10 protein-coding genes are annotated in these 13,250 nt (G+C 39.6%); 7 read left to right on the top strand and 3 right to left on the bottom strand.

Annotation, left to right across the window (positions count from 1 at the left end; genetic code table 11):
• Positions 1 to 38 precede the first annotated feature (38 nt).
• Entirely contained in the window at positions 39 to 1,787 is a 1,749-nt protein-coding gene (locus PB1_RS03785; protein ID WP_003350844.1) for an ABC transporter ATP-binding protein, read from the top strand.
• A gap of 102 nt (positions 1,788 to 1,889) precedes the next feature.
• Here the strand turns inward: PB1_RS03785 and PB1_RS03780 are convergent, their stop codons facing one another.
• Together PB1_RS03780 and PB1_RS03775 are read right to left on the bottom strand one after the other, a co-directional pair.
• Positions 1,890 to 6,356: a glutamate synthase-related protein gene (locus PB1_RS03780; RefSeq protein ID WP_003350843.1), complete on the bottom strand. Its 4,467-nt coding sequence runs from the start codon at positions 6,354 to 6,356 to the stop codon at positions 1,890 to 1,892.
• A 348-nt stretch (positions 6,357 to 6,704) separates the two neighbouring features.
• Positions 6,705 to 8,000 carry a glutamate-1-semialdehyde 2,1-aminomutase gene (locus tag PB1_RS03775; RefSeq protein ID WP_003350842.1) on the bottom strand — a complete coding sequence of 432 codons (1,296 nt, stop codon included), beginning with the start codon at positions 7,998 to 8,000 and terminating at the stop codon, positions 6,705 to 6,707.
• Between the two features lie 156 nt (positions 8,001 to 8,156).
• Between PB1_RS03775 and PB1_RS03770 the strand changes: the two genes are divergently transcribed.
• From PB1_RS03770 to perR, 6 genes are all read left to right on the top strand, one after another.
• On the top strand, positions 8,157 to 9,164 hold the full coding sequence (locus PB1_RS03770) for an ABC transporter ATP-binding protein (protein WP_003350841.1): 1,008 nt from the start codon (positions 8,157 to 8,159) through the stop codon (positions 9,162 to 9,164).
• 11 nt (positions 9,165 to 9,175) lie between these two features.
• On the top strand, positions 9,176 to 9,967 hold the full coding sequence (locus PB1_RS03765) for an ABC transporter permease (protein ID WP_003350840.1): 792 nt from the start codon (positions 9,176 to 9,178) through the stop codon (positions 9,965 to 9,967).
• Between the two features lie 3 nt (positions 9,968 to 9,970).
• Positions 9,971 to 10,756: an ABC transporter permease gene (locus PB1_RS03760; RefSeq protein WP_003350839.1), complete on the top strand. Its 786-nt coding sequence runs from the start codon at positions 9,971 to 9,973 to the stop codon at positions 10,754 to 10,756.
• A gap of 236 nt (positions 10,757 to 10,992) precedes the next feature.
• Positions 10,993 to 11,397 carry an ion channel gene (locus PB1_RS03755; RefSeq protein ID WP_003350838.1) on the top strand — a complete coding sequence of 135 codons (405 nt, stop codon included), beginning with the start codon at positions 10,993 to 10,995 and terminating at the stop codon, positions 11,395 to 11,397.
• 91 nt (positions 11,398 to 11,488) lie between these two features.
• A complete protein-coding gene (bcp, locus tag PB1_RS03750; protein WP_003350836.1) occupies positions 11,489 to 11,962 on the top strand; it encodes a thioredoxin-dependent thiol peroxidase in 474 nt (157 codons plus the stop codon).
• Between the two features lie 301 nt (positions 11,963 to 12,263).
• Positions 12,264 to 12,701, top strand: coding sequence for a peroxide-responsive transcriptional repressor PerR (gene perR / locus PB1_RS03745; protein ID WP_003350835.1), 438 nt, complete (start codon positions 12,264 to 12,266; stop codon positions 12,699 to 12,701).
• 91 nt (positions 12,702 to 12,792) lie between these two features.
• On the opposite strand, the gene PB1_RS03740 is transcribed toward perR, so the two are convergent.
• A complete protein-coding gene (locus PB1_RS03740; protein ID WP_174269842.1) occupies positions 12,793 to 13,140 on the bottom strand; it encodes a YgzB family protein in 348 nt (115 codons plus the stop codon).
• Positions 13,141 to 13,250: the final 110 nt, after the last annotated feature.

Genomic DNA, 13,250 nt, shown 5'->3' with positions numbered 1-13,250 from the left:
GAAGAAAAGAGATTTACTGTGCCGGAGGGGGAGAAGGCTTGGACAGTATTCGAAGGTATTTACACTTTGTAAAACCGTATCGTTTGCAAATTATTGGAACGATCATTATTGGAGTGATCAAATTTGCCATTCCCTTGTTAATTCCGTTATGTATTAAATATGTCGTTGATGATATTGTTTCAAATGATGTTCTTACACAAGGGGATAAGCTTTATAAATTGTATTGGATTATGGGTTTGATACTCGTCGTGTTTGTCGTTCTTCGCCCTCCGATCGAATATTACCGCCAATATTTTGCTCAGTGGACTGCAAGCAAAATTTTATACGATATTCGGGACCGTCTTTTTACGCATCTTCAAAAATTAAGCTTTAAATATTATGCAAATACAAGGGCAGGAGAAGTAATTTCCAGGGTTATTAACGATGTTGAGCAAACAAAGACTTTTGTCATTACCGGTTTAATGAATTTATGGCTTGATATGGCTACCATTATCATTGCAATTGCAATTATGTTTACGATGGATGTTTCTTTAACGATTGTGTCATTAATATTATTACCGTTTTATGCTTTATCAGTAAATTATTTTTTTGGAAATTTGCGCAAGCTTACAAGGGTTCGCTCGCAAGCTCTCGCAGAAGTCCAAAGTTATTTGCATGAGCGTGTTCAAGGCATGTCGGTTATCAAAAGCTTTGCGATTGAAAATTTTGAACAAACTCAATTTGATAAACATAACAGAAACTTTTTAGCAAAAGCTTTAGACCATACGCGCTGGAATGCAAAAGCTTATGCCGTTGTTAATACGATAACCGATATTGCACCTTTGATTGTAATTAGCTATTCAGGTTTTCAGGTGATCCAGGAAAATTTATCATTAGGAACAATGGTTGCGTTTATTGCCTATATTGACAGGCTTTATAATCCTTTAAGGAGGCTTGTTAATTCTTCGACATCTATTACCCAATCAATTGCTTCAATGGACAGGGTTTTTGAATTCATTGATGAAAAATATGATATAGAAGATTCTCCAAATGCAATCGAATGCAATCATGTTTATGGGGATATTACTTTTGAAAGTATTAGCTTTTCTTATTCTTCACAAGAAGAACATGTTTTGAAAAACATAAATCTTGAAGTGAAAAAGGGAGAAACAATTGCCTTTGTCGGTATGAGCGGAGGAGGAAAATCATCTTTAGTAAGCTTAATTCCAAGATTTTATGATGTGACAAAAGGCAGAATATTATTGGACGGGAAGGATATACGAACCTTTAAGGTAAGGAGCCTCAGAGATAAGATAGGGATGGTTCTTCAGGACAATATTTTGTTTAGTGAGTCCGTTAAATTGAACATCCTGCTTGGCAAGCCAGATGCCTCTGACGAAGAGATCATTGAAGCTGCTAAGCTTGCAAATGCTCATGAATTTATTATGAATTTACCTGATGGTTATGACACAAGAGTGGGAGAAAGAGGTTTCAAATTGTCCGGAGGGCAAAAACAAAGAATCGCGATCGCAAGAGTTTTCCTTAAAAATCCGCCAATACTGATTTTGGATGAAGCAACCTCTGCCCTGGATTTGGAAAGTGAGCACTTAATCCAGGAGGCTTTAGAAAAATTAGCAAAGGACCGAACCACATTTATTGTCGCACATCGGCTCTCGACCATTACACATGCTGACAGAATTGTTTTAATTGAAAATGGGGAAATAACCGAACAAGGAACTCATGAAGAACTAATGAAGAAAAAGGGCGGTTACTATAAACTATTTCAAGTACAGCAGTTCGGCAATTAATAGAAGAGGACCTTTTTCTGGCTAATCATTGCGAAAGGGACCGAATTTTGAGGAAAAAAGCTCCTCGAATTCAGTCCCATTACATATTCTATCATATTCTAATTATTCTGTTGAAACAGATGGATCTGCTTGTTCTTTAACCGGAACGATTTGTACAAAGTGTTCTTCCGGATTTTCTAAAAGAAGAGCAAGCTTTCTAGCTTCAGATTCTTGCCCTTCCTGTTCAAGCAATTGAACATATTTACCAAGCAGCTCTGTTACATCCTGTTTTCCTTTATCGGAAAGAGGAGAAGCGGAAACTTTCGCTCCTTTTGCAATCCGTCTTTGAATGGCTTCTTTTGTTAAGCCCATTTCAGGCTGATGGCGCAAATAAACGGCACCGCCTGTCATACCTGCGCAAATCCATGGCCCCGGATCTCCCAGAACGAGCCCTCTGCCGTTTGTCATGTATTCAAATGCAAAGCCTTTAATATTTGCTTTCGAAGCGATATTTCCCATCTCTTTTTCTGGAATCGGCTGTTTTAACTGTCCGCCGATAATCATATCTGCACCGGAAAGTCGGATTCCGGCGCGGGCATCCGCATTTCCTTGTGCCACAAGCAAACCTTTTTGTGCGCCGTAGCCAAAACCTTTTCCGACAGAACCGTTGTAATAACGGCCGTCTTTTCCTTTCGATTTAAAGATAAGAATACTTCCGCCGAAGGACGTTTTACCGACGCCATCTTGTCCGCCTCCGTCAACTTCAATGTGAATGCCTTCACTGTTGTAGGCACCAAGCCCATTTCCTAAAATGGAGCTTCGGTATTTCAGTTTGACAGGAGGGAGGCTCCGGTATGACCCATCGAGGCGCCCTCGTACCCGATGACAGGAGACGCGGCTGCCAAGTACCCGCTGTTCCGAAGTAATGCTTATGAACTCGCGGGACTGTTGCAGTTTTTCTTCCACTGCATCAAGGTATTCTGCACCTGCTGCAATTTGAAGCTGCCTTGTTTCGAGAGAAGCAGCTGCTTCATATTGTGCAATCTGTCCGATTTCAAGTGTTTTTAACAAATATTCTAAATCTAATTGGTCTTTTCCTCTTATTTGTTCAAGCAGATCTGATCTTCCGACTGCATCTTGCAATTTTTTAATTCCGATTGAAGCAGTGAGAGCTTTCAGCTCATTACCGAAGGCCGTAAATAAATTTACAATTCCTTGAACAGCTGTATCAAACTGGCGCGGAACAAAGCGGCGAAGGCCGTGTTCTTTTGCCTGGGCTTCTGATTCAATCTGTGTTGCGATACCGACATGGCAAGTATCTAAATGGCAGCCGCGACATGTAGTACAGCCGATGGCAAGCATGGAAAGTGTACCAAAACCAATCCGGTTTGCGCCGAGCAGCATAACTTTTAAGACATCGAGTGCACTTTTTATTCCGCCATCTGCCCATAATTCCACTTTATCGCGCAAACCGGCTTCAAGCAGTGCATTATGAGCTGCTTTTACCCCGATTTCAACAGGAAGGCCGACATGTTCAAGGGCGTGGATTCTGGCTGCACCGGTACCGCCGTCAAAACCGCTCAGAGTAATGATATCTGCACCGGCTTTGGCGATTCCGACTGCGATTGTTCCGATATTAGGAACGATCGGAACTTTAACGGCTACCTTTGCTTTATCGTTTGCCGTTTTCAGTTCTTGTATCATCTGTGCGAGATCTTCAATTGAATAAATATCATGGTTATTGGAAGGCGAGATTAAATCAGAGCCAATTGTTGCGTTCCTTGCTTCCGCAATTTTTGCTGTTACTTTTGAACCTGGCAGATGACCGCCTTCTCCGGGTTTTGCCCCTTGCCCGATTTTGATCTCAAGCAAGTTTGATGAATTTAATAGTTCGGCATTTACCCCGAATCGTCCCGACGCAACTTGCTGACCGCGCGTTCTTGGATATTTTCCTAACATATCTTTGATTTCTCCGCCTTCACCGTTTAAGCTGACCATATTCAGACGGTCTGCTCCTTCGGCATAAGCACGGAAGGCAATTTCATTTTGCGAACCGAAAGACATCGAAGCAATGACAAACGGCAGGCTGTGTTCTCCGACGCTAATATCAACCTCATTCGGTGAAAGAGGTGAAGAAACTTTCTTTAATCCGGTTAAATGGCGAATGGTGGTCGGATTTTGTTCCTCCTGCTCGCTGATTTTTTCGCGATAGACTCTGTAATCTCCTGTTGCTGCCACCTCTCCGATTGCTTTCCAGATTCTAGGGAATAGATGGAATGTTTTCACGATTCTCTCTTTGTCATTGTGGTAGTCTTGAGCCCTCTGAATCGCATCTTGTTTCATTGCTTCAAAGTTGTAGGCGAGCTCTTTTGATCCGAAGAAATTGACGATGTTCAAGTATTCCGCTATTTGTTCATTTAAGCCGATTGCTGAAAATAAACGTCCATATCCCCTTAGTTCATGTATTCCAATCGTAGAGATCACTTTTTCAAGACCTTTTGTTAAAGCACTATATAGATTTGTTAATGGTTTAATTGATTTGTCCCAAACGGTCATAAACATATAGTATGGGCTGATTAAATCTGCTCCCAAGCCAAATGCTACAACAATGTCATGTAAAGAGCGGATGGCTGCTGACCTTAGAAGCAATGAACATTCTCTTCTTAGTTCGGCTTTTACAAGCGCTTGGTCGATGGCGGACGTCACTAGATGCGGATCAAGCCAAAAAGTGTTATCGAGATGTGCATTTGCATCATCCAATATCAGCAAAGTTTTTCCATCTTTAACAGCCGCAACAGCCGATTCGGATAGGCGAGAAAGCGCTTCTTCTATCGTTTCTTCTTTTGTAAATGTCATAGATAAATAGACCGCCAACTGTTGTTTTTGAAAATAATAAACAACCTGATCATAGCTAGGCTGCTGAAGTTCTTTCGAACACTCGCAGCCAGCTTTTCCTTCAATCAATAAAGGAGTTGACAGTTCCATTACGGTTGATGTTTCCTGTTTTTTGAAAAGGTCCGGCCGCCGGCCGATTACAGTCCGGGTAGAAAAATGTTCCATTTCCCGTTCCCTGTCGATGGCGGGGTTCGTAACGACTGCTACGCTTTCTTTGATAAAATCAGCTATGTTTTTCCGTTCGGGATTAAGGGCAGCAAGCGGAGCATCGTGTCCAAGAGAGCGAATTGGCTCGACACCTTTTTCAGCCATTTGCTCAATTAGCTGGACATGGTCACGTTCCCAGCCGAATGCTTTATATTGTCCGTTATGAATTTTATCCGGATAATTCATGATAATTGTTTTTTCAAGAGTTGGAGGAACCAATCTCTTGCGTACATTATCCAGATTTACTTTTTCGGAAAAACTGCGATACACTTCTTCTTGGTATTGTACCTGCTCAAAAACTTGCAAACTGCCGCCGTTCCATTTTAGCCCTACTTTTTCTCCGGGAGCGAGCGGTTTAGGGTCATTCACATATTCACTTGAAGGAATAATCCCCGGCTCTGATGAAAACAGGTAAGAAGATTCTGTTTCGATCATCCATAATGGACGGAGGCCTAATGCATCTACGCTGAAAACAGCTTCATCTCCAAAACGGGAAATAATACCCGCAGGTCCTTGGGCAAAATGGCCCCATGCTTCCCGGATATATGTGTATAAATCTTGAAGATGCTCCGGGTACGCCTTAATTTCATTGATAATCGGAGGGAACAAGATGTCCATCGCTTCAAAAAGAGAGCAGCCGTCACGGCAAATGAATGTTTCAATTGTCCGGCTTAAATCTTGTGAGTCACTTCCGTCTTTCACAAGCGGAACTCCGATCATTCTTGCTTCATCACGAAGCTTTGCAATGGTGTTTATTTCTCCGTTATGACCAAGTATACTAAAGGGCTGGACACGGAAAAAGCTCGATAATGTATTTGTAGAATATCGGTTGTGCCCTAAAGTCATCGTTGAAGCAACAAGGGGGCTCGCCAGATCTTTATAGTATTTAGGAAGGATGTCGCCTGCTCCCATTACTTTGTAAACAGCATGATATTGGCTTAGAGAAGCTACGTGGACATTCTCATCTAATTCAAAATCAACAATCAGCTCAAACAATGTTTTCGACAATTCCTGGCCGGCAAGGTCAGATGAACAGGCGAACTGCCAAAACACCGGGTTTTCCTGAATCGCAATTGGACCAAGGGCAGAGGAGTCCGTTACTTCATCCGTTTGATATAGAATTTTAAAATTTAAGGCTTCTAGCTTAGAAGAAAGTACTTTTTTAATGGAGGTTGTATCTGTATTTCTATTAATAAATACATGTCCGACGACAAAATTGTCTTTTTCAGCTTGTTCAGGGTCCGCTCCTGCAAATTGCAATTTTTCCTTCCATAGCTTTCGAGGGATGTCAATGTGAATTCCTACCCCATCGCCCTCGCCGTTAATAAACCCTGCGCGGTGATTCATTGTAAGGAGAGCATTAATACAATTGTAAATATTTTCTCTTGTCGGAATTCTCTTTTTTTCCATGCAAGCTACAATACCGCAGGCATCATGTTCTTGGCGATGAAAATCTTTAAAAACAGAAGGACTCCATTGCTGTGTCATTGATTGTCGGCTTCGTTTGCGGAGGATAACTCCCTAAAGCCGGTACACCTCCTAAGTAAGAATTATTAAAAATCATCAAATGAGGAGATTCAAATCAGAGCTGGAAGTTGTAGAAAAAATGGTGGGGACAAAATACACTAAAGAAACGAATTTTCAAAATTGTACTTTAATTTATATTATCATGATAATATATGGAAATCAACATAATTATGCATAGATTTGGATAGTAAAATTGTTTGTACAATTGGAAAGAAGTCCTGTAAACACAAAAATGAAATCGATTCCATTAATAAAAATAAAAATGATGGAGGACTATTTGTCCCCCTGTAATGTATAAAAAATGAATATTTAATTGTTTGCTAATGAATAAAAAGCATTTTGAACTGCATGAATTGTCGTTTTAATATCTTCTTCATTGTGAGCGAGTGTAATAAACCATGCCTCATATTTTGAAGGAGCAAGGTTTATGCCTTGTTTAAGCATTAACTTGAAGAACTTTGCGAACGTTTCACCATCAGTGTTTTCGGCTTGTTCATAGTTTTCAACCTTTTCATTTGTAAAATAAACCGTTAATGCGCCTTTAAGACGATTTATTGTGATCGGAATTCCATGTTCTTTTGCTGCAGATAATATGCCTTCTTCAAGCATTGCTCCAAGCCGGTCTAAGTGTTCATAAACTCCTTCCTGTTGCAAAACTTCAAGACAAGCGATACCTGATAAAATAGATGCCGGGTTGCCGGCCATTGTTCCGGCCTGATAGGCAGGGCCAAGTGGAGCAACTTTTTCCATGATTTCTTTTTTTCCGCCATATGCTCCGATTGGCAGCCCTCCGCCGATAATTTTTCCGAGTGCAGTTAAATCAGGTTTAATACCTAGCATATCTTGTGCGCCTCCATACATGAAGCGGAAAGCTGTTATAACTTCATCGTAAATAACTAGTGCACCTGCCCTATGTGTCAGTTCATTCACTGTTTCAAGAAAACCCGGTTTTGGTTCAACAATTCCAAAGTTGCCGACAATCGGCTCCACTAATACTGCAGCAACCTGATCTCCCCATTTTTCCAGCGCTTGTTTAAACGGTTCAATGTCATTAAAAGGTACGGTAATTACTTCCTGGGCAATGCTTTTTGGAACCCCTGCAGAGTCGGGAGTGCCTAATGTTGAAGGCCCTGAGCCTGCCGCAACAAGCACAAGGTCAGAGTGGCCGTGATAACACCCGGCAAATTTAATAATTTTATCTCTTCCGGTATAGGCTCTTGCCACACGAATGGTTGTCATAACCGCTTCCGTTCCTGAATTGACAAAGCGGACTTTTTCCAGCCCGGGCATCGCTTCTTTCAGCATTTTTGCGAATTTCACTTCATGAGGTGTAGGCGTGCCGTAAAGAACACCCGTTTCAGCTGCCTTTTTTATTGCTACCGAAATGTGTGGATGGGCATGCCCGGCAATAATCGGACCATATGCGGCCAAGTAATCAATGTATTTGTTTCCGTCGACGTCCCAAAAATAAGCTCCTTTTGCCCGCTCCATGACAACAGGTGCACCGCCGCCGACAGCTTTAAATGAACGCGAGGGACTGTTAACACCTCCAACTATATGTTCTAATGCTTCTTTATGTAATTGTTGAGATTTAATAAATTGCATACTATGCCTCCTCAAATATTGCTGCAACTCCATTTTATCATGTTTTTCATATATGAATGATTTATTCACTTTACGGGATGATGCATGGAATTTGTCTTCATTGGCTCGATAGAGTAAACTTTTTTCTTAGGAATTTTAAAGGCAGGAGGAAATACAATGGATGATGTGATTGTAGTTCGCAATTTACGCAAAGAATTTAAAGCTTACTCAAGCCGGAGTGGACTGAAGGGTGCTTTTCGTGACCTCTTTACAAGAAATTATAAAATCGTTCCAGCTGTAAATAATATCAGTTTTCGAGTGAAACAAGGAGAAATGGTTGGCTACATCGGGGAAAACGGGGCCGGCAAATCGACGACAATTAAAATGCTTACAGGGATATTAACCCCGACTTCTGGAATGGTTTCTGTCAACGGAATGGATCCGCATAAAGAGAGGGAAAAATTTGTCCAAACAATTGGAGTTGTATTTGGTCAGCGATCACAATTATGGTGGGATATCGCTGTTCAGGAATCGTTCCGGCTTTTAAAAAAAGTTTATAAAGTTTCAGATGCACAATATAACGAACATATGGATCATGTCATAAAATCGTTGGATATCGAACCGTTATTGGACAAGCCTGTTCGCAAGCTGTCCCTGGGGCAAAGAATGCGCTGCGAATTGGCCGCTGCCTTGATCCATAATCCCCCGCTATTATTTTTGGATGAACCGACAATCGGTCTGGATGTTCTTGTTAAATTAAAGATTCGCGAATTTTTAAAGGAGATAAATAAAAAATACAATACTACGATATTGCTCACAACCCATGACCTTTCTGATATAGAAGCCTTGTGTGAGCGGGTTATTATGCTGGATGAAGGCCGAATCATTTATGACGGCTCGTTAAGAAATCTTAAAGATCAGTGGGGAGAGGGAAAGGAAATTCAGTTCCAATTTATTGAAGAAGCACAACTTCTCGATTTAGAAAGGCTGACTTCCGGCTTGGGTGCTAAGTGGAGTAAAGATGAGAAAGATCGAATCTTTATTGCACATATAGAAGACAACGATGACAAAGTTTCGCAACTAATTTCTATTGTTGTTTCTTCCTATAAGATTAAAGATATTAAAGTAAATGAAGTATCGACGGAAGAAATAATTCGTAATATTTATGAAAGAGGCATTTTGTGAGGAGAAGGTCAATGGAAAAATATTTGGAAATGATACGTATTCGATTTTTAATGATGCTGGCCTATCGAACGAATTATTATACGGGAATTCTGATCTATACTATTAATATAGGAGTATATTTTTTTATTTGGAATTCAATATATAGCGGAAAAAGCAATATAGAAGGTCTGTCGGCTGCTCAGATGACAACTTATGTCGCAATTGCCTGGATGGCAAGAGCTTTTTATTTTAATAATATTGACCGCGAAATGGCGATGGAAATTAAAGAAGGGAAAGTAGCAATTGAATTGATTCGCCCTTACCATTACCTCGGCATGAAAACGATGCAGGGATTGGGAGAAGGGATTTTTCGTCTGTTCTTTTTTTCAATACCGGGGATGGTAATCGTATCTGTTATTTTTTCGCTTAAATTTTCTGCTGACCTGTCAATATGGTTCTTATTCGCAGTCTCAATTATATTAAGTTTTTTCATTAACACACAAATCAATTTATTAACGGGAATTACTACCTTTTTCTTATACAATAATGCAGGACTAATTCGGGCAAAACGGGTTGTTATAGATTTATTTTCCGGACTGATTTTGCCGATCAGCTTTTTTCCGGCATGGGCGCAAGATATCATGAAGTTTCTTCCGTTTCAAGGAATAAGTTATATACCGAGCATGATTTTCACTGAAGGTTTTTCAAGAAGTGAAACAATCAATGCATTAATTTTTCAAGGTGTTTGGGTACTTGCCCTTATTATTCCAATTCAGATTCTCTGGATTGCTGCGAAAAAACAACTCATCATTCAGGGAGGGTGACAGATGTTTTACGTATCGATATTTTTTCAATATGTTGCCCAGTATATGAAGACAAGGCTGGAATACCGTGTGGATGTATTTGTTGAGTTGATCTCCGATTTATTGCTCCAAGCTGTGAATCTTATTTTTATTTTAGTGGTTTTTGGGCATACTGATTTTTTGAACGGATGGAGCAGAGATGAAATTATCTTTATTTATGGTTTTTTTCTAGTGCCTTATGCTATTTTTTCAGCGTTCTTCAATATATGGGATTTTAATGAGAGATACATTGTGAAGGGGGAATTTGACAGAGTTTTAACACGCCCCGTTCATAGCTTATTTCAGATCATTTTGGAAAGAATTGAACTTGAATCTTTATTTGGAGCGGTAACCGGGCTTATCGTTATGTTTTATGCTGGAGTAAGGCTGGATTTGCAAATCAGCTGGTATGATCCGCTTTTATTTGTTCTGTTTGTTGTCGGCGGAGTGTTTGTTTATGCAGGGACGTTTATCATGATTGCATGTATAAGTTTTTTCGCTGATGCTAACACATCGATTATGCCGATGATGTACAATATCGGAAATTACGGCAGGTATCCAGTTGATATATACAATCGCGCAATCCGTTTTATTTTAACATGGATCTTCCCGTTTGCTTTTGTCGGTGTTTATCCGGCTGCTTATTTTCTTAAGAAAACGGAATGGTATGCTTATTCCTTTTTGACTCCTCTCATCGGGGCAGTTTTCTTCAGTTTATCAGTGCTGTTATGGAATGCGGGCGTAAAAAGATACAGGGGTGCAGGGAATTAAGGGGTTGACTCAAAATGAAAGGGTCAGCCCCTTTTTCTAATTGTCCAGTTCCGCCTCCTATCCTCCCGAGGTCGCTTCGGTCATGCTAAGTAGCAAAGAACCGTTTTATCGCCAGGCCTGCAAGCAGCTGTCGGGGATAACCGGCAGCTCCGTATTACTATAATGAAACAAGCTTGCATATCCAATTCTCCATTCGCGTATAGATGAAATAAGTAATGCAGAAGCGAGGGAATAAAATGGCGTTTTATATTTTGTTATCAAGTGTTATTTTCTGTATCGCAATGAGTCTGCGTACTTTATTTTTACCAAATACAATAAAAGGCAAGCTTGTTTCATTGGAAAACTTTTTATTTTTGGCAGTCCTATATGCTACGATCATGATCGGATTTGGATTAATATTTATATTGTTAGAGTTCAACGGAAATGCTGTCATATTGGAAAACGGCAGAATCTTGCAAGGCAGCTTCTTCAAAAAATTGGTAACATCAATATATTTCAGTACGATTACACTTTTTTCGGTTGGGTATGGAGATATCGTACCAATTGGGATCGGGAGAATAGTGGTTGTTCTTGAGGCATTGGTAGGATATACAATTCCGGCAGCTTTTGTAGCTAAAGCGGTCCTGGATGTAGAAAAATAAAGTGAAACTTCATTTAGAATAGTTGTTTTTTACAGATATATTGGATAGGCTTAAGAATAAGAACTAATTATTGAGAATTGGAGGGATCGTTTTGCCAGTTTTAATAGGAGAGCTTGCTCCGGATATTGAACTCCCTGCAAGCAACGGGAAAACAGTAAAACTGTCAGATTTTCGCGGTAAAAATGTCGTTCTTTATTTTTATCCGAAAGATATGACCCCCGGCTGTACAACAGAAGCTTGTGATTTCAGGGATGCGTATCAGGAATTCTCCGATGTCAATACGGTAATTTTAGGGGTAAGCCCTGACCCTATCAACAAGCATGAAAAGTTTATTGAAAAACACGGGCTTCCTTTTCTTTTATTAGCCGATGAAGAACATAAACTTGCAGAAGCATTTGGTGTTTGGAAGTTAAAGAAAAATTTCGGCAAAGAATACATGGGTATTGAAAGGTCAACATTTGTCATTGATAAGGACGGTAAAATAATCAAGGAATGGCGAAATGTTAAAGTGAAGGGACATGTTGAAGAGGCATTGCAATATCTCCGTGAAAAATTATCATTATGAAGATAGAGCCTATTTTTTTATAACGAGGCTTTTGTCCATTCATGATAATAAGTTTTGAATATTATTGTATTAGGGCATACCTCCTCAGATAAGTTTTTTTGCGGATCCTTATGGGTCCGCTTTTTTTGTAGCGGACTGCAATGAAAAAATCATTTGGAAATTCAAGAACAGATTCTTTATCAAGAATAAATGAAAATCCATTTATCCAGCTTCGGAATGTTGACAAAAGCAGTTAATTATTAGTACACTAATTATAAAGATTATAAAGTAAGAATTTTTGTTAGAAAAGAGGTGCATGGCGATGGAACACAAGCATCTAAAAGAAGCGCTGGAAACCTTAAAAGAAACGGGAGTTCGCATCACTCCACAACGTCATGCGATACTTGAATATTTAATAAACTCAATGTCACACCCGACAGCTGACGAAATATATAAGGCTTTAGAAGGGAAGTTCCCAAATATGAGTGTGGCAACAGTTTACAATAATTTAAGAGTATTTCGTGAAGTTGGCCTCGTTAAAGAGTTAACTTATGGAGATGCATCAAGCAGATTTGATTTTGTCACAACTCATCATTATCATGTAATTTGTGAAAGTTGCGGAAAAATTGTCGATTTTCATTACCCTGGCCTTAATGAGGTTGAACAGCTCGCTTCCCATGTAACTGGATTTAAAGTTAGTCACCATCGTATGGAAATCTACGGAACTTGTCCTGAATGTTCAAGTCAAGAAGCTCATTAATTCGTAATTGAAGCCGGTAGCATTTGCTATTCGGTTTTTTATATTTATAAGAGTTTGAAAATGGCCTCTCGAATAAGGAAAAGGCCAATTTTCATTTCTTTCTATTGTACTTTTCATCAAATTCTTTCCCCTCAAGCTCAGGATCAAGGGTTAAAGGTTCGCGGCAGTACATGCACATATCCACTCTGCCCAGCATTTTTGTTGGTTTATTGCAATTAGGACAAACGACTTGAATGGCTTTTGTTGACAACATGCCGATCCAGAAATAAACGATTGTACTGGCAATAATAAAGAACAAGCCGAGAATCATAAAAATCGTCATGATCAGGGGATGATTTCTGAAGTAAATCCCGCCGTACATAACGACAAAGCCGATAAAAATTAAGCTTAATGCAAAACTTCGAATTTTATTTATTTTACTTGTATACTTAGCCATCACTCTTCCCTCCTAAAAATTAACTATACCATATTAATTCTGTAAGAATAAATGTTATTGTTTGAAAGTGTCGAAAATTGTCCTTTGATAAAGAAGGAGATATTTTTTGAGAT

This window comes from Bacillus methanolicus PB1 (assembly GCF_000262755.1).
In the GTDB taxonomy this organism is placed as follows: Bacteria; Bacillota; Bacilli; order Bacillales; family Cytobacillaceae; genus Bacillus_Z; species Bacillus_Z methanolicus.
The sequence above is the reverse complement of the archived record's forward strand: the minus strand, read 5'-3'. Positions and strand labels throughout refer to the sequence as shown.

Bases quoted from the DNA above. Each gene is read 5' to 3' on its own strand.
- PB1_RS03780 (WP_003350843.1), bottom strand. From the start codon at position 6,356: ATGACACAGCAATGGAGTCCTTCTGTTTTTAAAGATTTTCATCGCCAA.
- PB1_RS03775 (WP_003350842.1), bottom strand. From the start codon at position 8,000: ATGCAATTTATTAAATCTCAACAATTACATAAAGAAGCATTAGAACAT.
- PB1_RS03770 (WP_003350841.1), top strand. From the start codon at position 8,157: ATGGATGATGTGATTGTAGTTCGCAATTTACGCAAAGAATTTAAAGCT.
- PB1_RS03765 (WP_003350840.1), top strand. From the start codon at position 9,176: ATGGAAAAATATTTGGAAATGATACGTATTCGATTTTTAATGATGCTG.
- PB1_RS03760 (WP_003350839.1), top strand. From the start codon at position 9,971: ATGTTTTACGTATCGATATTTTTTCAATATGTTGCCCAGTATATGAAG.
- PB1_RS03755 (WP_003350838.1), top strand. From the start codon at position 10,993: ATGGCGTTTTATATTTTGTTATCAAGTGTTATTTTCTGTATCGCAATG.
- perR (WP_003350835.1), top strand. From the start codon at position 12,264: ATGGAACACAAGCATCTAAAAGAAGCGCTGGAAACCTTAAAAGAAACG.